This is a genomic window from Microvirga sp. CF3062, from assembly GCF_036314045.1.
Lineage (GTDB): Bacteria > Pseudomonadota > Alphaproteobacteria > Rhizobiales > Beijerinckiaceae > Microvirga.
This window is the reverse complement of sequence record NZ_JAYGGN010000001.1, coordinates 199,108-224,083: the sequence shown is the minus strand read 5'-3', so window position 1 is coordinate 224,083 and position 24,976 is coordinate 199,108. Positions and strand designations below refer to the sequence as shown.

Annotated in this window: 20 protein-coding genes and 1 pseudogene; 4 read left to right on the top strand and 17 right to left on the bottom strand. The window is 56.8% G+C overall.

The window, feature by feature from the left end; all coding sequences use genetic code 11:
- Positions 1-61 precede the first annotated feature (61 nt).
- Positions 62-1,111, bottom strand: a complete 1,050-nt coding sequence (gene rfbB / locus VB618_RS01100; protein ID WP_442931611.1) for a dTDP-glucose 4,6-dehydratase — start codon at positions 1,109-1,111, stop codon at positions 62-64.
- 790 nt (positions 1,112-1,901) lie between these two features.
- A complete protein-coding gene (locus VB618_RS01095) occupies positions 1,902-3,323 on the bottom strand; it encodes a mannose-1-phosphate guanylyltransferase/mannose-6-phosphate isomerase (RefSeq protein WP_329794644.1) in 1,422 nt (473 codons plus the stop codon).
- A 121-nt stretch (positions 3,324-3,444) separates the two neighbouring features.
- Here VB618_RS01095 and VB618_RS01090 point away from each other — a divergent pair, with 121 nt between their 5' ends.
- Entirely contained in the window at positions 3,445-4,602 is a 1,158-nt protein-coding gene (locus VB618_RS01090) for a glycosyltransferase family 4 protein (RefSeq protein ID WP_329794643.1), read from the top strand.
- A 112-nt stretch (positions 4,603-4,714) separates the two neighbouring features.
- On the opposite strand, the gene VB618_RS01085 is transcribed toward VB618_RS01090, so the two are convergent.
- The 8 genes from VB618_RS01085 to VB618_RS01050 form a co-directional block, all read right to left on the bottom strand.
- Positions 4,715-5,443 (bottom strand): ABC transporter ATP-binding protein, encoded by a 729-nt coding sequence (locus VB618_RS01085; protein WP_329794642.1) that lies wholly within the window; start codon positions 5,441-5,443, stop codon positions 4,715-4,717.
- Between the two features lie 11 nt (positions 5,444-5,454).
- Positions 5,455-6,306: an ABC transporter permease gene (locus VB618_RS01080; protein ID WP_329794641.1), complete on the bottom strand. Its 852-nt coding sequence runs from the start codon at positions 6,304-6,306 to the stop codon at positions 5,455-5,457.
- Positions 6,307-6,622: 316 nt separating this feature from the next.
- On the bottom strand, positions 6,623-7,747 hold the full coding sequence (locus tag VB618_RS01075; protein ID WP_329794640.1) for a DegT/DnrJ/EryC1/StrS family aminotransferase: 1,125 nt from the start codon (positions 7,745-7,747) through the stop codon (positions 6,623-6,625).
- Positions 7,734-8,504 (bottom strand): hypothetical protein, encoded by a 771-nt coding sequence (locus VB618_RS01070; protein ID WP_329794639.1) that lies wholly within the window; start codon positions 8,502-8,504, stop codon positions 7,734-7,736. Before VB618_RS01070 ends, VB618_RS01075 begins: the two co-directional genes overlap by 14 nt.
- Before the next feature lie 7 nt (positions 8,505-8,511).
- A complete protein-coding gene (locus VB618_RS01065; protein ID WP_329794638.1) occupies positions 8,512-9,543 on the bottom strand; it encodes a glycosyltransferase in 1,032 nt (343 codons plus the stop codon).
- Positions 9,540-10,577: a glycosyltransferase family 4 protein gene (locus VB618_RS01060; protein WP_329794637.1), complete on the bottom strand. Its 1,038-nt coding sequence runs from the start codon at positions 10,575-10,577 to the stop codon at positions 9,540-9,542. Before VB618_RS01060 ends, VB618_RS01065 begins: the two co-directional genes overlap by 4 nt.
- 25 nt (positions 10,578-10,602) lie before the next feature.
- Positions 10,603-11,238 (bottom strand): acetyltransferase, encoded by a 636-nt coding sequence (locus tag VB618_RS01055; RefSeq protein WP_329794636.1) that lies wholly within the window; start codon positions 11,236-11,238, stop codon positions 10,603-10,605.
- 242 nt (positions 11,239-11,480) lie between these two features.
- Positions 11,481-13,667, bottom strand: a complete 2,187-nt coding sequence (locus VB618_RS01050; protein WP_329794635.1) for a DUF7024 domain-containing protein — start codon at positions 13,665-13,667, stop codon at positions 11,481-11,483.
- Between the two features lie 408 nt (positions 13,668-14,075).
- Between VB618_RS01050 and VB618_RS01045 the strand changes: the two genes are divergently transcribed.
- The 3 genes and pseudogenes from VB618_RS01045 to VB618_RS01035 all read left to right on the top strand — a co-directional run bounded on the left by VB618_RS01045 (position 14,076) and on the right by VB618_RS01035 (position 18,187).
- Positions 14,076-16,178 (top strand): hypothetical protein, encoded by a 2,103-nt coding sequence (locus VB618_RS01045; protein WP_329794634.1) that lies wholly within the window; start codon positions 14,076-14,078, stop codon positions 16,176-16,178.
- A gap of 74 nt (positions 16,179-16,252) precedes the next feature.
- A pseudogene (locus tag VB618_RS01040) lies at positions 16,253-17,272 on the top strand (acyltransferase family protein); the annotation flags it as partial.
- A 93-nt stretch (positions 17,273-17,365) separates the two neighbouring features.
- Positions 17,366-18,187 carry an SGNH hydrolase domain-containing protein gene (locus tag VB618_RS01035; RefSeq protein WP_329795104.1) on the top strand — a complete coding sequence of 274 codons (822 nt, stop codon included), beginning with the start codon at positions 17,366-17,368 and terminating at the stop codon, positions 18,185-18,187.
- Between the two features lie 147 nt (positions 18,188-18,334).
- On the opposite strand, the gene VB618_RS01030 is transcribed toward VB618_RS01035, so the two are convergent.
- The 7 genes from VB618_RS01030 to VB618_RS01000 all read right to left on the bottom strand — a co-directional run bounded on the left by VB618_RS01030 (position 18,335) and on the right by VB618_RS01000 (position 24,841).
- A complete protein-coding gene (locus VB618_RS01030; protein ID WP_329794633.1) occupies positions 18,335-18,796 on the bottom strand; it encodes a GtrA family protein in 462 nt (153 codons plus the stop codon).
- Positions 18,793-19,515 carry a class I SAM-dependent methyltransferase gene (locus VB618_RS01025; protein ID WP_329794632.1) on the bottom strand — a complete coding sequence of 241 codons (723 nt, stop codon included), beginning with the start codon at positions 19,513-19,515 and terminating at the stop codon, positions 18,793-18,795. The genes VB618_RS01030 and VB618_RS01025 overlap by 4 nt, the downstream gene beginning before the upstream one ends.
- Before the next feature lie 5 nt (positions 19,516-19,520).
- Positions 19,521-20,288, bottom strand: coding sequence for a glucose-1-phosphate cytidylyltransferase (gene rfbF, locus VB618_RS01020; protein ID WP_329794631.1), 768 nt, complete (start codon positions 20,286-20,288; stop codon positions 19,521-19,523).
- A gap of 25 nt (positions 20,289-20,313) precedes the next feature.
- On the bottom strand, positions 20,314-21,336 hold the full coding sequence (locus VB618_RS01015) for a glycosyltransferase family 2 protein (RefSeq protein WP_329794630.1): 1,023 nt from the start codon (positions 21,334-21,336) through the stop codon (positions 20,314-20,316).
- Between the two features lie 2 nt (positions 21,337-21,338).
- Positions 21,339-22,271, bottom strand: a complete 933-nt coding sequence (locus tag VB618_RS01010) for an NAD-dependent epimerase/dehydratase family protein (protein ID WP_329794629.1) — start codon at positions 22,269-22,271, stop codon at positions 21,339-21,341.
- Complete coding sequence (gene rfbG, locus VB618_RS01005) at positions 22,268-23,329, bottom strand: CDP-glucose 4,6-dehydratase (RefSeq protein WP_329794628.1); 1,062 nt, start codon at positions 23,327-23,329, stop codon at positions 22,268-22,270. Before rfbG ends, VB618_RS01010 begins: the two co-directional genes overlap by 4 nt.
- A 345-nt stretch (positions 23,330-23,674) precedes the next feature.
- The gene (locus VB618_RS01000; protein WP_329794627.1) at positions 23,675-24,841 is read right to left on the bottom strand and encodes a glycosyltransferase family 4 protein; all 1,167 of its coding nucleotides are present in this window, start codon (positions 24,839-24,841) and stop codon (positions 23,675-23,677) included.
- Positions 24,842-24,976: the final 135 nt, after the last annotated feature.

Genomic DNA, 24,976 nt, shown 5'->3' with positions numbered 1-24,976 from the left:
TCCTTGAACTATCAAATCAAGTGAGTTGCTACGAGATCGGTTACGCGACGCTCCCGATGCCCTATCCAAGGCGTTCACCCTGGTAAACGCCTGAGCGGACTCTTTCCCACCAATTACGATTGGTCAAATACCATTCCACCGTCTTGCGTAGTCCCGTCTCGAACGTCTCTACCGGACGCCAGCCGAGATCGCGCCCAATCTTAGAGGCATCTATGGCATAGCGAAGGTCATGGCCTGGCCGATCAGTGACATAGGTTATGAGTCGTTCGCACGGGCCGATGACGGCATTTGGGGCCAACTCGTCGACAAGGGTACAGATGGCATGGACCACATCAATGTTGCGGCGCTCGTTATGTCCACCTATCGCATAGGTCTCGCCAGGGCGACCCTGCTCGACGGCCAGGATGAGCGCTCTTGCATGATCGTCCACGTAGAGCCAATCGCGAATGTTCTCGCCCTTACCGTAGACGGGCAGTGACTTGCCTTCCAAGGCGTTGAGGATGATCAGCGGGATCAGCTTCTCGGGAAAGTGATAGGGTCCGTAATTGTTCGAGCAGTTCGTGATGAGAGTCGGCAGACCATAGGTGTGGTGCCAAGCGCGCACGAAATGGTCAGACGCCGCTTTGGAGGCCGAGTAGGGCGAGCTTGGCCGATATGGGTAGTCCTCGTGGAAGAATCCTTCGTCGCCTAAGGAGCCGAACACCTCATCGGTCGAGATATGATGAAAGCGGAAAGCGGCTTGACGCCCTGGTGAAAGGCCACGCCAATACGCCAGAGCAGCCTGAAGCAGGGTATAAGTGCCGACCACGTTCGTCTGCAGGAACTCGCCCGGTCCATCAATGGAACGATCCACGTGGCTTTCCGCCGCCAAATGCATGATGACGTCAGGAGCATACGCTTGGACAATTGAGCGCATCCGCTCGGCGTCCGCGACATCAGCCCGCTCGAACCGATAACGTGGGTTGTTAACCACCGGCTTCAGGGAATCCAGGTTCCCAGCATAGGTGAGCTTATCAACGACAAGCACCTGATGGGACGTGTCACAGATGAGGGTGCGCACGACGGCCGAGCCAATGAACCCAGCACCTCCGGTCACGAGAAACCGCTTCATGATGCCCCTTGATTGCTTATCAATCATCAACTGGGCGGGAGGGAGGCGCCCGCCAGAATACGGCCTGCTTATCACATGCAATTACTCATTCTTCAATGCAATTGTCTTGAGAGCCTAGTCCAATGCACCGGCTTACGGCTTAATGGCCCCGAGGCTTCAGATATATTTTCAGAGTAACTATTTAAAAACTTATACGTTTCTTACCGCGCTTGGCGGACATACTATACCCCCTGCCTGCACAATGCCGCTCCAGCAGCCAATAGGCTCGCATAGCGCGCCATCGAAGCCGTAGCCTGGAAGCTCAAGCCTCGCGGTTCGGTATCTACCGTGGGTGTCTCCAAAACGAAGGAGGACGCGACCTCCTTGGAATGGCGGCTCGGCTTTCCAGACCGGACTGTCGCTATTGCTGCTCTCAATCTTCGGCCATGAAGGGCAATCGGGTCTTAATCCACGATCAGGAATTTCGCCTCAGCTAAGATCGATTTGCGCGGACTTCGCCATTGGCAGCTTAGCCTTGTGACCGAGGAGCTGGGAATTATGCGCGTCAGCCCTGGCAAAAATGGCATTTTGCTATGGACATTTCCGCCTCCTGTCAGTCTGCTCAGTTCCAAGTAGCAACTTCCATGCGGTCGCGTCCGGTAGCCGCGGGGCTTCTTGCTCTGATGCCGTGACCCGTAACAGGAGAATTGCTTAGCATGATTGACAATCGCAACTGACCCCTCTGCCATTTGGAAAAGCCGCTTCCATACGATGGAAGCGGCCTTCGATCTTGAGTCAGTAAACGTTGTCCTTACCGCCCGTAAATATCCTCTACGCGAACGATGTCGTCCTCACCGGTATAGCTGCCCACCTGAACCTCAATCAACTCCAGCGGGATGCGGCCGGGATTGGTCAAGCGGTGGAGCGAGCCGATTGGGATATACACGGACTCGTTCTCGTGCAGCACGACGATCTCCTGGTTTATAGTTACCTCGGCCGTTCCGCGGACCACGACCCAGTGCTCCGCACGGTGGTAGTGCTTCTGCAAGGATAGGCGTCCGCCCGGCTTGACCATGATGCGCTTAACCTGGAAGCGCGAGCCGCGATCAATCCGCTGGTACCAGCCCCAGGGACGATACATCCGCAAATGCTCGCTGGCCTCTGGACGCTGTTTCGCCCGCATTGACACTACGAGCTCCTTCACGAGCTCGGACCGGCTGCGCGAGGTCACGAGCACCGCATCAGGCTTGGCGACCACGACCACGTCATCAATGCCTACAACGGTCGTCAGAATATCGTCACTGTGGACGAGGCTGTTGCGGGCTTCGACAACCTCAACGTTACCCCGCAGGGCGTTGCCGGCCTCATCACGCTCGGAGGCATCCCAGAGCGCCCCCCAGGAGCCGATGTCTGACCACTGGAATGAAACCGGAAGTACCCCTGCCCGCTCGGTATGCTCCATCACCGCGTAGTCGATCGAGATCTTGGGCACGAGCTTGAAAGCATCTTCATGCAGGCGAATGAAGTCGAGGTCGGTAGTGGCACGCTCAAGGGCATCCCGAGCGGCCTCCAGGATGGCCGGCTGAAATTTCTCCAGTTCCTCGATCATGATGTCGGCGCGAAACAGGAAATTACCGCTGTTCCAGAGGAAGCCCTGACCGATATAGCCCTCGGCGGTCTCTACATTGGGCTTCTCGACGAAACGCTCGACCCGATAGGCATCAGTGCCCTTGATGGCCCGACCGGGCTTGATGTAGCCGTAGCTGGTGGCCGGGTATTGCGGCACAACCCCAAGGGTCATGATATGGCCTTGACGGGCTGGTTCAACCGCAGCTTGGCAGGCCACCGCGAAGGCCGCCGGATCGTCAATGACATGATCGGCCGCGATGACTAGGACGATGGTTTCCGGGGAATGACGTGCAGCGTGGCAGGCCGCAACGGCGATTGCCGCGGCCGAGTCCCGCTGGATCGGTTCGAGGATGATGTCGGCTTGCGCCCCGATCTGCGCCAGCTGCTCGGCGACGATGAAGCGGACGTCATTGCTCGAAATCACGGCCGGGCGCAGAAAGACCTGCGGTGCTGTGACGCGCTGAACGGCGGTCTGGAAGGTCGAGTTCTCGCCCAGGAGATCGATGAACTGCTTGGGCATGCTGTCCCGGGAGGCCGGCCACAGCCGCGTTCCGGAGCCTCCGCACATGATTACGGGAAGAATTTGACTGCTGCCCTCGCTCATCGCCTATCCCTTTTTTGCCTGTCAGGCGTCCTAAACACCCGCCCGGCTGGCGTCAACCGAAGAGCTACGGTATTGCGGGCAGAACCTGCCACTCGGCCAGAATCAACCGGTTTTACAATCAATGCATGACAAAAGTGAGCATGAGCCTTCCTGTGGCTGCCATAGAAAGCGACCTGCGGTCATTCTTCATTATTGGGGGCGCCGCGGTGGCGGTTCCGAATTCACTCTCTCATTAGCTCAGCACCTGCGACGGGATGCCGATGTCGCTCTTTCCTTGGCCTCTCAGAATGACAGTATCGAGAAATTTCGATCGGTGGGACTTCCGATCGTTACGTTTGATCGGCCCAGCCTGCCAACGCTCTGGCGAAAGGCATGGTCGCTTCCGAAAGAGCTGAGAAAGCACGCTCAGGCACTAGTCTCCATGAAACCTGATGCCGTCATCGTGACGATGAACGCGCCTTTTGCATGGCCCTTCGTGAATGTCTTGCAACGGCATGGCATCAGGGTCCTGTACGTTGCGCACGACGCTGAGCCTCATCCCGGTGACTACGCGGTAGTTTGGCAAAGGGTGACACAGGGTCTTCTCATCAGACAGGCAGATGAGGTCGTGACCCTGTCGAACAGCGTCGCCAAGCGGATTGAGGACCGGATCCCCGCATCCCGCCACAAACTGTCGGTGATCCCGCTGGAGACGGTCTATCCGACCAGGCGGCTCAATGGTGCCTACACAGGCCCCAATGACGGCCCAGTCCGGCTTCTCTTCTATGGCCGCCTGCTTCCGTATAAAGGCTTGGATCTGCTCTCGAAGGCGTTGGAGGCACTGCGCAACCAACCGGGATGGCGGCTCACCATCGCGGGCTCAGGCCCTCTTGAGGCCGAAATCGGGCGCACCTTTGCGGCATGGCAGCAGGTTGACCTTGAACTTGGCTGGATCTCGGATCAACGGGCGAAAGAACTACTCGCACATCACCACTTGCTGCTCTGCCCCTATGTCGAAGCCAGTCAGTCGGGTGTCATCGCTCAGGCAATGTCCTGGGCTATGCCAAGCCTTGTCATGCCGGCTGGGTCGCTCCCGGAGCAGATTGGATTCGGGCGGGCTGGTCTGGTCGCCTCGACGAAGGACGCCGAGGGCTTCCGCCATTGCCTGCAATCCGTGCTCGAGCGACCGGAGTCTCTCACCAAGCTTTCGCGGACGACGGCCGAATGGCTCACTGAACGTCAGTCGAGCCAAGCTTGGCTCAAGCTCATATGTGCTTCGCATGGCGAGAGCAATGCTTAAGCGCAAGGAACTGGTTCTGACTGGGGAGCGCCAGCTGGATGTGCCTGCTTTCACGCTAGTGAGGAAGATGGCCGCACATTGGTGGCGCGGCTAGTCGCATGTCCGATTTGGCCTACTGCGCGAGAATATCTTCCAGGCTGCCAGCGGCAACAATTTGGCCCTCGCGCAGGAGGATACCCCTATTGCAGTAGCGCTGCAGCATCTTGGGGTCATGTGAGGCGAGAACGAAAATCCGGGAATTCTCCATAACTTGCTCAATCCTCAACCTTGCCTTGTTGGCAAAGTCGGCATCTCCGACGCTGATCATCTCATCCAGAAGCAGGATGTCCGGCTGAACCGCCGTCGAGACGGCAAAAGCCAGACGAAGCGTCATTCCGCTGGAATAGGTGCGCATCGGCAGATCAACGAAGCCGCCTAACTCGGAGAACTCCTCAATCGACGGCGCAAGGTCGCTGATCTCGCGAAACGTCATGCCGAGAAAGATCCCGCGCAGGACGATGTTCTCCCGCCCCGTGAGCTCCGGATCCATTCCCATGGTCATATCTAGCAGGGACGAGACCTTCCCATGAATCTCGGCTACGCCACGGCTCGGCTCGTAAGCGCCGGCCAAAACCCTCAGAAGCGTTGATTTGCCCGCACCATTATGGCCAACGAGTGCAAGCCGGTCACCAGGTCGAAGCTCAAGATCGACCCCTCGCAGGGCCTCGACGGTTACGATCTCGCCGTTCTGACCGCCGATACGTCCGCCCACACGGCCCAGGACGTTGGCCTTCAGCGATCGGCCACGGGCGTTGTAGATCGGAAAATCGACCGTGACATTACGCAAGGAGATAGATGCCATGGGGATGATCCCTAAAGCCAGTAAACAATGCGCTGCCTGAAGCGGACGAAAAGTGGCGCCGCGACGGCGCAGAGTATGATGATCGTCACAAGGGCAGAGGCATAAGTGGTGGAACTGGGCAATCGGCCGAGCAAAGGTTCGGACACAACGCGTAGAAAGGCAGCAAACGGGTTCAGGTTGACCCAAAAGCGCACAGGCTCATCGAGAAGCTCCACCTGCCAAGTGACTGGCGATATGAAAAAAGCAACCTGGATGAAGTTCTGAATGATCTGCGGCAGGTCGCGAAAGCGGGTACAAAGGATTGCGAGGATGAGCCCACCCAGAAATCCGGCTACGGCAATGAGCACAAGACCGAACAGGGCTGCACCCCATGTCCAGGAGGGAGCAACCCCGAACACGAGGAAGATAATTGGGAGAACGATGATGTTATGGGCGAATGAGATGGCGTTTCTGACCAGGACACGCAGGATGAAGGTCGTTTTCGGCAACGCCTGCTGACGCAAAAATCCCTCTGCTTGGATGAAGGCGCTGGTGCTGTCGTTCACGATGCCGGCGATTAGGACCCAGACTACATAGGTTGTTGCAAGGTACGGAATATATTCCTTTATCGGCTGTTTGAAGAGGGCTGAGTAAACGACACCGATTGCAACAACGAAAATTGCGATGCTCAACGTAATCCAGAACTGCCCAATACGAGAACGACGGTATCGCTGCCGTATGTCGCCAATTCCGAGGAGCCACCAAACGCGCCAGTTCCTGAAGCCCTGAAGGAGGTCGAGCCAAGCCCGGCGTGCTGGCCCGCTGGACGACAGCGTCGGTTGCAGATCACCGGGAACAGACATTGTGTTGTCAATCGCGTCCATGTTTCACTGGTCTCGCTACGGCCAGCAACGGCAGTTCATCGCTTTAAGATCGCAATGCCTGCACATCTACCCAGCCGGCTCCAAACTTGGCCCAAATTTCCCGGCGGCAATCCGGGATCCTCGGCCTACTTCACACTAAAGGATGTTGCCCAGACCTGAACGGTGCACAAACGCGTTCCATTCTAATCCGGGCAACAGGAATGAAAACCGACAGGACTGCCTCCGCAGCCCTCGGCATGACTTGCCCTCAGCTTGCCGTTGCTGACGCTGTTCGGTCTGATCCACTTCGCGCCGGAACAAGAACGCCACAGGGCCTCTATTGCGCGCTGATAGCCCGGCGTAGCTCTTCAACCACACGGGCGACGTCGCTGTCGCTCAAACCGGGGTAGCTGGGGAGGCTGATGCCTCGCGACGCGATATCCTCCGACACGGGAAAATGCTCTCCCTTGGCGTACATCGGCATCTGATGCGCACAATAGAAGACTGGTCGCGTCTCAACTCCAGCGCTCGACATTCGAGCCATGACGGCGTCGCGATCAATCCCGCGCGGCAGCAGAAGGCTGACCAACCAATCCGAGCTTTTCACTCCGGACCTCAGTGTCTGGAACTCCACAGGCATGTCCGCGGTCAGTTCGCGATACAATGCACCGATTGCGCGCTTGCGGGACAGAATGGCATCAAGCCGCTCAATCTGCGCTAACCCGATGGCAGCACAGATATTGGTCATCCGGTAGTTGAATCCGAGTTCGGTATGCCAGTAGCGCTTTGTGGGGGATTGCCCCTGACCCTTGACGATCTTCAACCGGGCGGCCAAGGCAGGATCATGAGCCGTCACCATGCCTCCTTCACCGGTTGTCACTGTCTTATTGCCGAAGAAGCTGAATGTGCCGATATCACCGAAGGTACCGACATGCTGACCATTCAGGGTGGAGCCGAGCGCCTCGGCACAATCCTCCACGACCTTCAGCTTGCGGTCGCGTGCAAGCGCCATGAGCGCATCCATATCGCATATGGCACCGTACAGGTGCACCGGAACGATCGCCTTGGTGCGCGGAGTGATTTTGCGGGCCACATCCTCGACATCAATCAGCCAGTCATTGGGGCAGCATTCGACGAAAACCGGGGTGGCTCCCGTCTGAGCGATCGTGTTCACCGATGAGATATAGGTGAAGGTCGGAACGATCACCTCATCGCCCGGACCGATGTCCAGGCAGTGGTAGGCGAGGTGAAGAGCGACAGTCCCGTTCGAGACGGAATGGGCATGCTTGGCGCCGGTTTCCCGTTCGAAAGCCTTCTCGAATCGGTCGATAAAGCCTCCGAGCGAAGAAATCCAGGAGGTGTCCAGGCATTCGTTAACGTATTTCTTCTCGTTCCCAGATAAGTCGGGCTGATAGACGGGAAGAACGGACAGCGGTGCCGTCAATTTGTCAGTTTTTGTCACTTTTCAGCCCCCTCCGGTTTCCCTCAAAAAGCGCAAACATCTCATTTCCTAAGCGAGATGAAAGAGGATCATCCCAAGCAAGGCCCATTTCAGCCACCGTAGCGCCTATTGTCCACCCTGCATTCCTTAGAGGGGCGCGGTGCAGCGCTTCATCTAGCACTTCGAGGAGGTCGTCAACATACTTCTCGACGCAGCCCTCCGGACCCAGCCGGCGAGCTGCCCCCCTGTCCGGCCCGGCATCCGCAGGATCAGAATAGATGTCTCCGAGCTCCAAGGAGATCGCCGCAACGGGTCCTGCGCAAAGGCGGCGGACCCCGTCTAAGTACTGGAGATCATGCACGACAGCACCGGTTGCGAAGGCTGCCGGAAGCGCCATCCAGCCGACCTCGGCCGGTTTAACTGCTGCCTCGTCCACGAGTGCGGCTTCAGCTTCATATCTGTCGCCCCTGAGATCGTGGAATATAGTCACACTCTGGAATCGGCGAGCGATTTCCTCGGCGCGACCATGATCGCTCGCATCCCTGGCAACATTGACGACGCACAAATCGAAGTGGGATGCGAGGAAATCAGTCGTGAACAGCCTCGGAGGATAAGCCACCAGACTGCTATCGAGAACAGGAAGGGTTTCCTCCGCTCCGGTTTCGGTACGGATAATCTCGACCCTGGCACCACGGCGCTTCAGCTCCCTACAAACCCAGAGACTGTAGCGGGCGACCGCCGAACGCTCATTGAAGGGACTGGCCCAGCCGATTCTCATGGCTGCCTCATGCTAGGAGACGTTCGATGGTCGCCGGCCAATTGACTTTGAGAGACCGCCACTTTTCATTCCCGGCAGCACCCATTTCCGCGGCCTTGATGGATGATCCCAGCAGAGCCACCATGCCTCTGGCAAGCGCTTCGACCGTCGGCTCGGTCATAATACCAGTTTCACCGTTCAGAACAATATTACTTGAAATCCCCGTGTCAACCACCGTCAGCACCGGCTTGGATGCTTGAAAGGCCTCCATGAAAAGCCCTCTATCCGGGTCATCACCTGTGCAGGCCACGGCCCGAGCCCGCCCTACGAGAGCAGCAAGGCCGTCCCGAGACAGCCCGCGCATGTCAAACGCAACGCGTCCTTCAAGCCCTGCTTCACGCACCTGCTCCTGCAGTCCTCTCGCTTCGACCGCATTGTCCGGTAGGCCGGCAATGACAAGCCGCTCACCGGAGGGAAGCAGCTTCATTGCGTCGATGAGGAGAGAGAGGCTTTTCGTTTCTTCGATGCGGCCAGATGCCAGGATGTAGCCGTCGTCCCCTACCGGCTCAAAACGCTCCGGATCGGAGAGCGGCGGCAAGAGAATGTCCGGCACAAGACCATGATAGTGCTGCATCCGGGCCTGGACCGCCCTTGAACCAGCGAACAATTGCTTTGATGATTGGAAACAACGGATGTCGTTCCTGATCACAGCTTCCTTGACGGATCTAGAGCGAGGCTCGCTTCTCCCGAGAGCATTGAGTTCCTCGAAACGATCATACGACTGCGGATGCGAGCTCAATATCCAGCAGGCTCTGCTGTCGAATGGCACGAGGTACGCGGGAAATCCTAGCGAGATCACACGGTCGACATTGAGAAGTTTGAGCGACTTGAAGATGAACATCTCGTCGAGTAGCCGCTCGGGAGAATTCCCTTTGGACGGTAGCCGCATCGCCTCCGCATTTATACCTAGCAGCTTCATTTGGCGAACGAGTTGATTCGTCACTTCTTCCGCTCGCCCATACGCGAAAGGGGTCATGGTCGTGAGAACAAGGACATTCACGATGTGAGCCTCTCGATGACGTGCTCCCAATGAATCTGCAATTCCGCCAGACGCTGATGGGCATTGTGCCCGAGAACCCGCGCCAGAGGCCTATCCGTCCATAGCCGGTCAAAGACATCAGCAAGCGCGATGGGATCAGGTTCGGCAATGATCCCAGACACCCCGTCGGTGATGAATTCAGGCACTCCCCCAGAATCCGATACAGTGATGGTCATCTTGCGAGCGAGTGCTGCCTCGATGGTAGGATAACCGTAGCTGTCCTCATCCAGTGGGATGTAGATCGCCGCCAGCGCCGTCGAAAGCAGTGACACCTTTTCTCCCTCGCTGATCCAGCGCAGATCAAGCGTCACACGATCCTCGAGATCATGCATGGCGATGAGGTTGCGAAGAAAATCGGCATACTCCGCCGAGGCGCTGCGTCCAGAGATACGAAGCCGCACTGGGGTCTTCGTATGCTTCATTGCTTCGATGGCTAGATGCTGGCGCTTGTGGTGCTCGACCCGGCAAATGAGAGCGATTTCGCCGCCCCAAGCTTCTGAATAGAAACGCTCCGGCGCAAGGACCGGGGGATACAGCACTTCCGCATCGATGCCATTGAAGGCCTTCAATCGGTTTCGGACGATCGCGGAATTAGTGAAGACCTTATGCGCCTCGTCAAGAGCATTCGTGTCCGCTGCCTTGAGCTTGTCTCGATATGCTTCCCAATATGCCGTGCGGGGCAGCGGATTGTAATCGGTTTCCCATAGGTCATAGAATTGACGGATATGATGGATGAACCAAACGATCTTTGTATGGTGCTGGACGACGTGCGCCGGTGGCCGGAACGTGATGACGCGGTCGAAGCTGTCGTTCAGGTCCATGAGACGGAAGGCGAGCATCTGCTGAAAGAGTGTGTTCGGATCGTCGATCTGTGGAATCCAGATCGTTTCGACCTGATGCCCAGCCTCCACAAGTTTGGGAGCAAGCCAGTCCACGATGAAGCGCCCTCCCCCCTGAATCAAGGGGATTGCCGAGGAGACCAACCCGATCTTCACGCTTCCTCGACCTCCGGCATTTGAGCTACTTGCCGATCACTTGACGGGCAGGAACTCCAACGGCCACCACATCTGCGGCAATTTCGCCGACCACGACGCCACCGGCTCCGATGGTGGTCCTGGGACCAATTGTACTCAGTGGCCTGGCGACCGCTCCGATACCGAAGAAGACCTCCTCTCCGAGTGTCACATTACCGCCAAGCACCGAGCGTGGCGCCACATGTGCTCCCGGTCCGACGATGCAGTCATGCTCCACCACAGCGGCTGTGTTGACGATGGCAAAATCTCCAATCTGCGCGCAAGCGTGGACGACTGCCTGGGGCAGGACAGCGATCCCCTCCCCCAGGACAGCACTCGGAGACACGAAGGCGCTCGGATGAACGAGGGTGGGCAGTTGGAACCCGATAGCGCGAAGGCGCGATCCGATGCGTCGCCGGAGCTCGTTTCGGCCTAGCGCAACGAATGCCGCAGCATGTCCCTCAGCAAAGAGTTGGGGTGCGAGACTATCATCTCCAACTACAGGAACCCCCAGAACGGTCGCTCCGACCGGTGCGGGATCGAGCAAGCCGATCGGGTTCCAGCCAGCTGCACGGGCCAGTTCGATGATAACCTTGGCATGCCCGCCTGCCCCGACGATGTGAAGGTCGAAATCCCCAGACATATCAGAGCATCTCTCCATTGCCACCAACACTTGACCGCTTTTGCAATGGCCCGTCCGTCGGCAGCGTTCTCTCCCGCGGACCGATCCAGCCGATCTGCCGTGGCAATGAAACCGCCTCTCAGCCCAAGCTACTTGGCGTCTAAACGATCCAAGGTTGCCAAAGCAAGCGGAAAAGCGCCTCCGTGAAGCAAGCCAGGTCGGCCCCGCTTGGCCGAAACGTACCCCGCAACTACGTGCAACCCTCACGAGTCCTTGGCAGGCCGCTCGGTCTCTTTGGCAAGCGCCTCGATTGTCTTAGCTCGACCACCGGTCGTCTCGAGGCCCTCTGCTCGAGCCAGCACCTTGGACAGAGAGGCAGCCATCTCGTCGATCACAATACGATTAGTCTTCGCGTCCGTCTGGGCCTGGCGGACGTGGCTGTCGAGAGCTCCTCGCAAGCTGATGATCTCTTGGCGCAAGGAAGCAAGTTCCGATATCACCTGAGACAGCTCCGAAGTCACCTGAGACAGCCGCGGCAAAACTGCCGTCTCCTCAATCGCTGTTCGCACCTGCCCCCTAAAACGGCGAGAGAACGGGAGGAGAGCGGGACGGACACGTTGAACCAGCGTTCGGGCAGCGTGCCGCCAAGCCGGACGCTGGTCACCACCGATACCTGCGATCATCGCTCCTGCGTCGGTCTGCACAGCGGAAGACTGGGTAGCCGGCTCAGAATTCGGAATAGTCGCGGCAACTATGCCCGCCTCTATGAAGGTTTTGCACTCACGCAACTTGGCCCGGACAGTTGCAGGAGGGCGAGCATCCCTTGCCAATTCAGGGACAGCCGCAAGTGGGCGTACGCTCAGGCGAACCAGTCCGAGACCAATTGATCGGCTGTCCATTGCCGGCTGGGTCGGATAAGGCACCTTAAACTCGATGACACTCGCAGGCTTCTTCAGCCTGAACGGCAGGGAAACGGTCTGAGCATTGTTCATGTCAGCTCCGAACCGGGCAAGTTGGGACGATCTGCCTATCTTAATCTCGATATCGGCACCGGCATTGCGGTCGTACCCAATGGCCGCAACATCAAGGATAAACTCCCTGTCAAGCATATGATTGAGCGAGATTATCACCCGCTCGGCATCGCTCCAACGTCCCCAAGGTTCCGCAGCGGAGAGGCCTTGGATGTCCACCACGCAGGCCGGGAGGTCTACTTGATCGAAGAAGATGCTATCAGCCACGGACGAGCCGGTGGCGTCTTTCGCGGTGTCCGCATTCGGGAACGGGTTATAGGCTTTGGAATTATCGAGGGTGCGCCCGACGACCCGAACCGCCGACCTGTGTAGCTCTCGGACAATGGACTTAATTGGGCTCTGCTTGGCAAGATTGGCGAGAAGACCGGAGGTCTCAAGATTATTCTTCCAGACCGGCCTACAATAAGCGTCCGAGAAATGGTAAGCAACATCCCTCTGATCTTCTCGGATGCTTGCGATGAATGCTTCGTCGCCCGAGAGTATCTTCTGCAGAACATCACGCGCTTCACCAATCGATGAGACACGGCCTTTGACAGAGCCAGGGCACATACGACCAAGCAGTGAATCCTCAAAATAAACGATAGGCATTCCGTTGATAGCGGCTTCTACGGGCGAATAATGCACGTGCCGAGTCTCTCTGGAATGGTAGTAAAGTGCAGCGCAATCTAAATAGAGATTCTGCAACTCTTCGTCCGACACGAAGCCCGCCATGTGCGGATCATCAACCAAGGTGTCTTGATGGCCAACAATCACATGTGGCAGATCGCCAAAATCCCTTTTGAAATCCTTGTAAACCTTAGCATAATAGGAATCAGATACGACATTGGGGGCGATGAACAGAATCTCCTTGCGTGTTCCCCTCCATTTGCCCTCGTTCCTGAAGAATGAGTTTGGAATGCCGATGGGCAGGAACAGTGACTTTTCCTTAAAAAGTGGCGGTTCTATCTCGTGCAGGTGATCGTAGCCCTCACCGAACCAGAACCGCCCCTTGATACTCTCGACTCTGTAGCGGAAACCTCGGCCATACATATCTTCAAGGACTTTGTCGTACGTGTGCCTATTATCGAGGCCGAACGCGCGAAAGACGATTTCACCATCAAAATGCGTGACGGCCTGGATTACCTGTCTACCGTACGGAATGACGAAGATCGTCCCAAAGTATCTGTTGAGCAACTTGACGATGTCTGGGGGCCAATCAGCCAGATAGAAGTCGAATTCATTCAGCCGGTCTAGTGCCGCTTTCGGTATTGTCAGTGACTTGTCATACTCAAAACTTACCGCAGCGCTTCGAAAATTAGTTTTCGGCACTTTCTTCGGCACAAAAACCTCGAAGCCGAGATCCATCATCAGCGGCACTTCGTACGGCATCAAGGTTTTATGGTTCAGAAGCCATAGGATGCGGCGGCTCTTCTGGTGCATGTTAGATGTACATCCTTGTGTCGCAGTGACCACGCTCTCGGCATGCGGTTACCTACTGGCACCCGGCTGGTCAAGGCAGGCGCAAGCACGATCAGTGGCAAGTCCCCCGTCTGCAGCATAAGCAGCGAGTCTCACTGGGCGTCCATCAGCTCATGGGATCAAAGATCATGCTGCTGCCCAAGGGCGGGCCTTCGCACGATATGGACCAGTCAGCCCATCGCAGGTTTAGGTCGCAAGTCTTGTGACGAATTTTATCCTTACGTCGAAGATCGTACTTCCAAGGACCAGCATCCCGATCTGCGACAATAGCACACAACCATTGATCGCAAATGTATCAGCTTGTCAGTGTTCTGGATCGAATGGTACTAGGCGCTACCCTCTGCAAACAGCACCGCAAATGGAAACCCGATGACTCGCCTGATCGGCCAAGATCGCCGCGCATTAATCCTTCTGAGTACGCTTGCCGCGATTGCAGCCGTTTGCCTGATCTGGGCGCCTATTGGACTGTCCCTCGCTGGACTAATCGAAGAGTGGGTTATTCTGGGAAGCTTCATCGAAAACGGAACCACCTTCCTGGCACTAGATGGAAGCGCTTTTGCGTCACATAGGTTACGTCCTCTTACAATTCTGCCATTTGCCATATCCTACAGCCTCTCGCCGGATTCATTCATCGGGTGGAATGTCCTCCTCAGCGCCAGCCTAGTCCTGAAGGCTGTAAGCATGGCCTGTATCGTATGGTGGCTGATAGGGAACCGCCCGCTCGCCGTACTCGCGGGTCTTCTGTTTATCCTCTTCCCGGCCGACACTATGCAGATGAGTTTGCGTTCAGTGCATATCGATTGGGCTGTCGCATTGAGCATGAGTGCGGTTTCGATGCTCCTGTTCGCGACCGAGGCCAAATCTCTGCCTGGACGCGTCCTTGCAACGGTTGTGGCGGCAGGCTTGTTTCTAACTGGCAGCTTCATCTATGAGGCCGGCCTATTCTTGGCTCCACTGCCACTGCTACTCTGGTGGACGAGGTTTGGCATCAAACCTGGCTTTCAAAGCCTCTTCCAGCAACGTCTTCCTATTTTCGGGTGGCTTATCGCTGTCGTGATTGCTGCTGGCTACTTGGTGATCGTCAGCCGAGATCCCAATCTTTATCAACAGTCCATCAGCAGCAATATGCAGAAGACGCTCTCGACCATTATAGGTCGGATGCCTATGTTGCTGACGATCGCATTGTACAGAGTCTTTGTGCACGGGTGGTATGATAGCGCGCGTATGCTCCAGGAGCAGATTGCCTTCTGGCCATATCTCGTAATCCCATCGCTGGCACTGTTGGCTGCCTTGCTTCTTCCGGCAACAAGCACCTATCTTTCCTCCCGCACGGGTCGTTCGCTCAATATCCGCATGCTTGTCGCAGCAATTCTCGCGGCCTTGCTGGGGTATCTCCCATATCTCTCCTCTTTGTCTCATATCTATATTTCACAGCGAACCTATATCTACGCGTCAATCGGGGGTGCGCTGGCTATAACTGTGGTGTGCGCTTTCCTATATAGGCACAGTCGGATCGTCGGGGCTGCCGCCTGGGTTGCCCTCCTCGGCCTCGGCCTGAACGCACAATGGGCTCAGCTCAAACACTATACAGACCTGTCCATGCGCCAAAGGATGCTTCTGGCCGGCATTCTTCAGGCTGCTCCTTCGACAGAACCGGGCGAGAAAATTCTCATTCTCGATAAGAGCGGAAATCTTGGGAGCACATGGATGCTCCGCGGTGAGATTTTGGATGCCGCGCTAACCTATCTCTATCACAAGCCCGTCGATACGGTGACCTGCCTAGTGCCAAGCATGGTCTATAGTTCATTCGCCGTGAAACCGAACGGAGCAGCCGGAAAATGCGTTGAGACGCCGACTGCCTGGACTATCGGACAAGGGTTAGATAGCGCTTTCACCATCGGTAAGGACAAAGTTGTCACTCTGACTGTCGAGCCGGATGGATCCGTGCGCCGTACAGGCGGTTCGGAAGGGACTGGCCAGGCGCTGCCGGATGATGAACGGCGCTGGCGAAGCGTACTCGGCTGCTGGCCAGCACGTGCCTGCATGTACACACCGCACAGCGAGAGCATCTATCACTATGACTTCGGCCAGTGGTGGAGTTTGGAAGAAGCCCCGTGGGGCTCTGCTTGGCGCGATGCCACATGGCAAGTGCCGGCTCTCCAGCCACGCTCCTATGCATGGATGCTGGGTGACGACAGCAATCTTTGGTTTCAACTCAGTCCTATTCCGGATGCTATCTACCGCGTCCGGCTGCACTTGTTCGCCTGGGTCTCCCTGGAGGCTAAGAATGAACTGGCAATAAGTATTAACGGCAGCCCGATACCTCTCTCGTGGGTGGATGTAGCAACGGTCGATGCACCGGTTCCTCGTGATGTGCTTAAGCCAGGACTAAATGAACTCCGCTTCTCGGCGCCGATCGACCCGAAGCACGGCATTAGCCTCGCTGTTGACTGGGTCGAGGTTGCTCCATAGAGCATGAATCTGGAGAGCGGGAGTGCGATCCACGAGAGACGTTAGGCGCCTGCGGCTGTAATTGACGGCTCCCAATGTGTAAGTTAGGCAACGTACTCGCCATGGGGGCAATCTTGTCATATCATCTTAAGTACCGCCCACACATTGATGGACTGCGAGCCATTGCTGTTATCAGCGTAGTTCTTTTCCATCTTGGCGCCGATTATGTGCCTGGAGGCTTTGTCGGGGTTGATATCTTCTTCGTGATCTCAGGATTTCTAATCTCGCGGATCATTTACACCGAAGCCCTGGCGGGCGAATTTTCCGTAGTAAGGTTTTATGAACGTCGAGCACGACGGATCCTACCAGCGTTCCTGGCTGTCACACTTGTTACTTTCGCAGGCGTGTATTTTCTCTTCCTGCCGCCAGAGTTCGAAACCTTTGGTCGATCCGTGCTGGCTTCGGTCGCGTTCATACCCAACATCTTTTTCTATCTGACAGCCGATTACTTCGCCCCTGCAGCTGAGACGTTGCCGGCGCTCCATTTCTGGTCGCTTGGAGTTGAGGAATAATTTTATTTTATTTTCCCACTCATCGTTCTGGTGATCGTGAAAATCTCGTCGAGGGCGCTTCCGGCTGTTATCGGCTTACTCCTGGCGCTATCACTCATTGCCGCGGAGGCGGTCGTCCGGATTGACCCAGCAGCTGCTTTCTATCTGCTGCCCTTCCGGGCCTACGAGCTCCTGATCGGTAGTCTTATCGCGCTCCCCGGCACCAAGTTCCCTACGAGTACCCGTGTCGCAACGATAGTGACAGGCGCCGGCTTTGCTCTAATCCTCGCCTCATTGCTTTTCCTCACCAAAGAGACGCGCTTTCCGGGTTTCTCCGCCCTCGTCCCCACGATCGGAGCAGGCTTGGTTCTGTGGGGTAGCGACAAGACGCCTAATCCACTTGCCGCGCTGCTCGGCCAGGCGTTGATGCGCTTTGTCGGACGTATCTCATACTCGCTTTACCTCGTCCATTGGCCCTTGATCCTGTTTGCCAATCGGCTGTTCCCTTATGCCGATCCAGTACTGCGTGGCATGATGGTTTTTGCTCTGTCGATCTTGGTTGCAACGGCTTTTTATGAACTCGTCGAGCAGCCGTTCCGCAGAGGCCGTATCGCTTGGACACGCGCCCAGATTTTCAGATTATCCGGATCGGGGCTGGTGGGATTGGCCGCGCTCTCAGCGTTCATCATCCACCAGAAAGGCTTCCCCGGGCGTCTCAATTCAAGCCTCAAGGACATCATCGCCTTTCAATCATACGACCATAGGCCGCACTTCCGCTCCCGAGTCTGCTTTCTCGACCCGGATCAGCATGGCAGCGCAATTGACCTTGCTGTATGCCTGCCCAAGACATCGCAGCGGAAGGCGATCCTCTGGGGCGACAGCGCTGCCGCCCATCTTTACTCAGGCCTGCGAGAGCCACTACAGGAGAGGGGCTACTCGCTTGGGCAGTTGACGTCATCTGCCTACGCGCCAGTCGAAGGCCTTGACATTCAGCAGCGCCCCAACTGTCGCGGCTTCAATGACCTAGCTCTCCCCCAAATATTAGAGGAAAAGCCGGATCTGCTCATCATGGCAGCTTCGTGGCCGATCTCCGACGACCTTCTTGGCAAGCTAGATGCCACAATCGCAAAGCTGAACGGAGCAGGCATTCGCCCCATCATCCTCGGTGCTCCTATCCTTTACCGGGCAAGCGTGCCAGCGATCCTTACCGAGCGCCTGAAAGCAGGAAATCAAGATCCCTTCTCTGGACCCGATCTCGTCGAAAGTTACATCTCCGGCACAGACACGTCTCTGCGAGAGCGTCTCGGCAGTCGCACCGGGGTTAGATTCGTGTCCATCTTCGAGGCTGTATGTCCCAGTAGGCAATGCCCAATGATCATGAACGGCAATACCCCAGTCCATTTTGACTCGGTGCACCTTACAGCGGCCGGTTCAGCCTTCTTTGCGGAGGCTTTGCTCCCAGTGATAACTGCAGATTGAACCCTGATCATCGCTGGGACCAAGTTCCTAACGAAATTTGGAATAGCTCAGATCGCCTCACGGGCATCAAGGGTCGGCTCTTAAAGCTTTAAGCACCCCGGCCGTGACAGCCCCGGTCATTATTACTGGCGAGTGCACCCACCGCTATTATGTTGACGGCTTGAAGACCCATGTCTCGAGGATGAGAAATTGGATCAACGGGACAACAACAACAACTGCTATTACCGAAACCAACACAGGCCATTGGAGAACATCCACAATTAGGTGAACAATGGCAACTGATACCAGGAGGTTAGCAAGATGGACCCCAAGGTATTTCAGACCCTCCCGTCGGACATCGCCTGTCGATATGAAAGTGAAATTTCGCTGGAGCGGAAAATTGATGATCATTGCCGAAAGATAGGCAACGACGCTGCTGACCCAAGGCGCCAAGCCAAAGTACGACGCTGAAACCATCATGATGACAGCATAAGCGACGGAACTAGCTGCGCCCACAAGAGCGAACCTCACCACGGTCATAATCCGCGCGAGTGGCCAGTTCCGGAGGTTCGCCTGCCGAAGCATCCGGTGCATGTCCTTAACACTACCTGGACGCTTGCCCGCGATCATATTCTGGTCATATCAACCGGCACCCTGCCGGATGTATAGTACTGGGCGCCAAGCCTAAGTCCGCTAAACAGCTGGTCAACCACACGGGTGGCCTTGTTGAAGGATGGAACAGTCAGGATATGCCGAGATTCCACATTGGTGAAGCTCTCCTGGGATAGCAGGCTTTCCGCTTCTTCGTTCTTCAACAAGATCGCATCCCGGTCGAATTCGCACCGGTTCACGACCCGCATTGTCAGTGGGTTTCGCGGGTTGTGCTCGAAAATCATAAAAATTCCACCCGGGCGGAGCACCCGCCGCACACTGCGGGTCAAGCTCGCTCGACTGAGGATCGGCACATGGTGATAGACGCAGATTGCGAAGGCAGCGTCGAAAGTTGCATCCGGGAACGGCAGGTTGGTCCCGTCAAAATGTGAATACTCAACCTGTTGATTCCGTTCAGCTGCAGTCTTCAAACTCTCGTTGGAAATATCGACACCACAGAGCCTGTTTAGTTCGGGACGCAAAAGAGGATGGTAATTGCCTATGCCGCATCCAACATCCAGAACATCAACTTTCGTGCTTCCAAAGGTCTTTGAAAGAATCTCTTGAATGTAGGCTGCCTTCACTTTCGTAAAGAAATCGACGTCAAGGCCGGAAAAGGACAGCGCTGCGTTGACGTGTGCATCGTAGCTGTTGCTGTAGGCATCAAACTCTTGGGGCTGTCGGTCTAGAGCACTCATGGGCCTCACCACTTTTTCCAGGGTGCCCCGGACGCCCAAAGGGCCTCGAGGAGGTTCTTCTCGCGCAGCGTATCAACCGGCTGCCAGAAGCCGGGATGCCGGTAGGCAGCAAGATCGCCGCGCTCGGCCAGCTTTTCGAGGGGCCCGCGCTCCCAAACGGTCTCATCCCCTTCGAGTAGATCGAAGACGGATGGTTCGAGCACGAAGAAACCGCCATTAATCCATCCGGCCTCGTCGGCTGGCTTCTCGCGAAACGCTGTGATCTGACCATCGGAGCCGAGCTCTAGCGCACCGAAGCGCCCCGGAGGCTGGACTGCCGTGATGGTCGCCGCGCGCTTGTGCGAACGGTGGAAGGCAGCAAGCTCCCCGATATCTACATCGGATACTCCATCGCCATAGGTCATCATGAACGTCTCGTTGCCGATCAATTCCTTTACACGGCGCAGGCGCCCCCCAGTCATCGTATTCAGGCCAGTGTCGACCAGCGACACTCGCCAAGGCTCAACCACAGTGTTGAAATGGCGCGTAGACCCTGTGGTGAAATCAATCGCCACGTCACTGCGGTGGAGCAGGTAGTTCGAGAAGTATTCCTTGATGTAATACCCCATATAGCCGAGACAGACGATGAAATCGTTGAAGCCGTGGTGGCTGTACATCTTCATGATGTGCAGAAGCAGCGGGAGGCCGCCGACCTCGATCATTGGCTTGGGTCGTGCGTGGGTTTCCTCGGACAAGCGCGTCCCGAATCCTCCAGCGAGTAGTACAACTTTCATTCCGAGACCTTCCTGCCCATTAACCTCAATTGCTACTGCCAACATGCGCCCGGAGGAAGTTATCCTGGGGGACGGACACATTCACTGCTTCCGATAGCGCTCCGTGATCGATCACCGCCTCCGAGATCGTGATCGGCATCCGCTTCACGTTCTTGTAGATACGGCCGATATACTCACCGATGATCCCGAGTAGAAGCGCATTCATCCCAATCGACAGGAGGGTCAGAAGCGTCGAAGTCGCAACGCCAGGAGGCCAGTCGGCTCCGAAGAACAGCTTCGCGAGGAAATAGTATATGGCGCCGATGGCCGCCAGCCCAGACATGATGAGCCCGAGAAATGTGGCGATCCTGAGGGGAATGACCGAATGCTGCAGAATACCGTCCAGAGCAAGACCGAACAGGCGCATCAGGTTGAACTTGCTGGATCCGAACTCTCTGGCAGAACGGTCGTAGACGATGCCGGTCTGACGGAACCCCATCGATGCGATCAGTCCGCGCAGATAGGGCTGCTGGTCAGAGACGAACTTCAATTGATCAAGAACGCAGTGATCGACGAGCCGGAAATCTCCCGCATCGTGCGGCAACGTCTCTTCGCTCAGGTAGTCTACGAGGCGGTAGAAGACTCTGCGCATGCCGTGTAGCCACAGGTTCTCGTTGGGCCGCTCCCGGCGGATGCCATAGACGACCTTGTAACCCTCCTCCCAGTGCCGTAGGAAATCGACGATCAGTTCGGGGGGGTCCTGGAGGTCGACGTCGAGCTGGATGGCAGCCTCGCCGCGCGCATTCATGTAATTTGTGAGAATTGAACGCTGGAAGCCGAAATTCCGGGAAAATCGAATGACACGGACGCGATTATCAAGACGGCTAAGCTCCGCCAAACGCTCGAAGGTCGTGTCAGTACTGTGATTGTCTGTGACCAGGATCTCGAAGCGGTACCGGTCAGCCAGCCCATCAATGACTGCGCTCACACGGCGATAGAAGGGCTCGATATTCAGCTCTTCATTGTAGACTGGAACACAGATCGAAATGAGAGGGAGTACTGTAGACATTGTCATTTCCCCTCGGCATGAACCTGATCGGCTGTGATCATTTTCTCGATACCTGCGAGCAGCGACGTATGCGGCCGAAACCCCGTGGCGTTCTGAAAGCGACCTGCACTCCCGACAAGCCAGAAGATGTCGTCAGGCCGATAATTCAGGTCTCCAAACCCGAGCAGGTCGTATGGCTTGTCCATGGTATCCGCAACGGCAAGTGCGATCTCCTTCACCTTGATGGGTTGTCCCGAGCAAAGATTAAAGGGACCAAGCCGTCCTTCCATTGAGGCTTCGGCTGCCAGCAGGATGCCCGTCACTGCATCGTCGATGTAAAGAAAATCACGAACCTGCTCGCCGGGGGACAAAGCTACCCTCTCCTGGGCTCGCAAACGGGCGATGAGCGCAGGGATCAGCCGCGAGGCGGCCTCGCCTGGCCCGAATACGTTGAAGAGCCGCAACCATTGGAACGAGACGCCCAATCGAGCAGCAAGAGTCTGGCCCCATAGGCCGGCCACCGCCTTTGACCCGCCGTAGAGCAGATCAGGACCGATCGGCGCATCTTCCTCAACAAACTGGCCTGGGACCAGATCTCGGTACTCGGAGCACGACCCTAGGTAAATGACAGCCTTGGCCCCCGTTTCGACAGCGGCATAAACGACAGCATCGGTTCCCGCGATGTTAACGTCAAAGGTCTGCCGCGGATCGCGATCGGAGGGAGCAACCCCATAAGCAGCTAGATGGAAAACGACATCAAACCTGCGCCCTGCTAGAGCGTGGGCTATGGACTGGCGCGATAAGTCCAGAATGGTGACGACATCGCATCCCAGCGGGATCAATGCTCTCGGCCTCGCAAGAAGTGTTGTCCTGACGCCCATTTGGACAAGGCGCCGCGATAAAGCAGCCCCGATGAACCCAGTCCCTCCCGTCACCAATGCGGTTGCAAAGCTCATTGTCTCAGCCGCGCCTCATATTCGGCAATCTGCTCCGTCATAAGCATGCAAGCATCCTCGCCGTCGGCATAGCGGCGATACCATCGGGCGGTTATGCCCAAAGTATCCTGGCGGCTCAGGACTGGTCTCCAGTCAAGCCCGAACCGAGCCTTGGAGATATCGAGGCGCAAGAACTGCGCCTCAGGCATCGTTGAAGAACGGATCTCGACCGGCACCCGTTCGCCCCACTCTGCCAAGAACGCGTTCACGATCGTCTCGACATCAATCTCGTTTTCGCTGTCGGGACCGAAGTTCCAAGCAGTGGATGCAGATGTTTCACCGTCAAGGAGTTTCCTGCCTAGCACGACGTACCCGCGCACGAGTTCGAGAACATGTTGCCAGGGGCGCGTGGACTTCGGGTTCCGTAAGACAATGGGCTGGCCATCTTGAATGGCACGGATGATGTCTGGGATCAGACGATCCTCCGACCAGTCACCCCCTCCGATGACGTTCCCCCCCCGAGCAGTCGCTATCTGTATGTCGCCCGCGAGCGAGAACATGGTTTGGCGATAAGCCGCTACGACAATTTCCGCACACGCCTTGCTGGCGCTGTATGGGTCCTTGCCGCCCAGCGCGTCACTTTCGCGGTACCCCCATGCCCACTCATGGTTGTCGTAGACCTTATCGGTTGTGACACAGACGATAGCTCGCACACTGGGACACAGCCGTGCCGCCTCGAGAACATGAGTGGTCCCCATGATGTTTGTGGCGAATGTCTCAATTGGAGCCCGATAGGACCGACGAACGAGCGGCTGGGCCGCAAGGTGGAAGATGATCTCCGGTTGAGCCGCGTCCATCACCTGTCGAACGCGATCGAAGTCGCGAATGTCACCGAAGCAGGAGGACATTCCTTCAGAAACCCTCGCAGCCTCAAAAAGATTTGGTCGACCAGGCTCAGGCGGCAACGATAGGCCGGTCAAGACTGCACCATCACGCTTGAGCCACTGGCTCAGCCAACTGCCCTTGAACCCAGTATGTCCCGTTAACAAAACGCGTACGTTCGCAAAGGCCCCGTTCATCGAAATCCACCTGTCGCGCAGCGAACTCCATGCTGCATTGAAACATAAGTGTCAAGCATAGTCGCCAGCACTCTTCTTGAAGCAAATACCAAACCCGCTCTCGAATTGGCAGAGCGTTATGGAGAATCTGATAAATGAAATCTAGCTGCAGGAACTATAAACTATGCTATTGGCTATATTGTGAGGCGTAAAATTTCTCACAATCCCGCGCAATGATAGAGTTGACCATGGCTATGTCATAAAAATTCTGACCAAGAACTAAATTTTACACTTGCTGCTCTAAATCTACCAAGTAATCTAGCAAGCTTGTGGCGGCAACCCACCACAGTCCCGCTTAGTCCCGCCCTACTTGGAGGCCGGCAAACCTCCAGCATGGCCCGATGCATTATCACCGCCAGCCACTGCGCCAACCTCTCCACTGCTCGTGAGCCCCTCCGGCTTAACTGGAGCGGACAAGCCTATGATCTCTCTGATCTGTTCTGCATACTGCCAAGGAAGGAAAAACTCCGCCGCATGGCCAGCGGCAGCGGCGCCGAGCCTTTGCCGCCATATAGGATCGGTCTGGAGCGACTTGAGGGCCGCAGCCGCCTCGCTGACATCGGCCTCTGCCCACGTCGAAGCGGTATCGCCATACTTACCCTGGGAATCAATAACCGGCACCAGCTCATAGCCTACCGGCATTCCCGTCTCGCGCGTCAGAAAGTCTGTACTTCCCGACCAGTCGGTCGCAATCACCGGCAACCCCCGCAGCATGCCCTCAGCCAACGGTAGCCCCAGCCCTTCGGCCCGGTGCAGGGACATGACCACGTCCGCGCATCCATAGAGCGCGTCCATGCCCGCTTCGTCCAGAATGCCTCCTGTCAGTTCGATGTTGGCAGCATCTCCGGCTGCCTCTTCCATCAGTCGCACGCCCTCGGGCCACACGAAGTCGTTCATGTATTTCACAATGAGCCGTACAGAGTGGTCATCGCCGAAAGCTTGGCGAAACGCCGCGATAGCTGCACAGGGATTCTTGCGCGCGAAGCTCGAAGCGATGTTGAATACGACCAGTACCGTGAAGGGCTCCTCCGGCCTCCGAGCGGGACGCGGCCTCTTTTTCAGGGCCAGCGGATAGGACACGATGTGCAGCGGCCGCCCGTGTGCGATCGGACGGATGGCGTCCCGCACGAAGGTGGTGTTGACGCAGATCTCATGGATGAATGGAATGGCCGGAGACCAGTCCTTCGGAACCGCCGGCAGCTCCCAGAACCAGTGGGCGATGAAGCGCTTGTCGCGCACGAAGGCACGTCCGAGAAACCCCATCGCCAAAGGCACGAGGGGACCGCTGATGTGCAGAAAGACGGTGCCTTTGCCGATCACCGTCCGCCCGTCGTCATAGATGAAGCCGGTATGGTTCACCTCATGCATCAGTTCCTCGGTCAGGTCGATTCCATAGACCGGAAGGCCTGATGCTTTGAGCGCATCATGGCAGGCTCGAGCAGCGGCTCCGAGTCCCGATGCATGGCGTAGCATTCCCACAATAACGATAGGTGCCGTCGCTCTTGCGTCAGGCGCGGGCCGCGGTGCCCACCAGAATGCAAGGCGAAAGAGCGCGGCCCGACGCGTCCTATGCGGCAGATGGCCCCAGAGATGATGATGAGCGAATTT

Bases quoted from the DNA above. Each gene is read 5' to 3' on its own strand.
- rfbB (WP_442931611.1), bottom strand. From the start codon at position 1,111: ATGAAGCGGTTTCTCGTGACCGGAGGTGCTGGGTTCATTGGCTCGGCC.
- VB618_RS01095 (WP_329794644.1), bottom strand. From the start codon at position 3,323: ATGAGCGAGGGCAGCAGTCAAATTCTTCCCGTAATCATGTGCGGAGGC.
- VB618_RS01090 (WP_329794643.1), top strand. From the start codon at position 3,445: ATGCATGACAAAAGTGAGCATGAGCCTTCCTGTGGCTGCCATAGAAAG.
- VB618_RS01085 (WP_329794642.1), bottom strand. From the start codon at position 5,443: ATGGCATCTATCTCCTTGCGTAATGTCACGGTCGATTTTCCGATCTAC.
- VB618_RS01080 (WP_329794641.1), bottom strand. From the start codon at position 6,306: ATGGACGCGATTGACAACACAATGTCTGTTCCCGGTGATCTGCAACCG.
- VB618_RS01070 (WP_329794639.1), bottom strand. From the start codon at position 8,504: ATGAGAATCGGCTGGGCCAGTCCCTTCAATGAGCGTTCGGCGGTCGCC.
- VB618_RS01055 (WP_329794636.1), bottom strand. From the start codon at position 11,238: ATGTCTGGGGATTTCGACCTTCACATCGTCGGGGCAGGCGGGCATGCC.
- VB618_RS01050 (WP_329794635.1), bottom strand. From the start codon at position 13,667: ATGCACCAGAAGAGCCGCCGCATCCTATGGCTTCTGAACCATAAAACC.
- VB618_RS01045 (WP_329794634.1), top strand. From the start codon at position 14,076: ATGACTCGCCTGATCGGCCAAGATCGCCGCGCATTAATCCTTCTGAGT.
- VB618_RS01030 (WP_329794633.1), bottom strand. From the start codon at position 18,796: ATGATCGCGGGCAAGCGTCCAGGTAGTGTTAAGGACATGCACCGGATG.
- VB618_RS01025 (WP_329794632.1), bottom strand. From the start codon at position 19,515: ATGAGTGCTCTAGACCGACAGCCCCAAGAGTTTGATGCCTACAGCAAC.
- rfbF (WP_329794631.1), bottom strand. From the start codon at position 20,288: ATGAAAGTTGTACTACTCGCTGGAGGATTCGGGACGCGCTTGTCCGAG.
- VB618_RS01015 (WP_329794630.1), bottom strand. From the start codon at position 21,336: ATGTCTACAGTACTCCCTCTCATTTCGATCTGTGTTCCAGTCTACAAT.
- VB618_RS01010 (WP_329794629.1), bottom strand. From the start codon at position 22,271: ATGAGCTTTGCAACCGCATTGGTGACGGGAGGGACTGGGTTCATCGGG.
- rfbG (WP_329794628.1), bottom strand. From the start codon at position 23,329: ATGAACGGGGCCTTTGCGAACGTACGCGTTTTGTTAACGGGACATACT.
- VB618_RS01000 (WP_329794627.1), bottom strand. From the start codon at position 24,841: ATGCTACGCCATGCATCGGGACTCGGAGCCGCTGCTCGAGCCTGCCAT.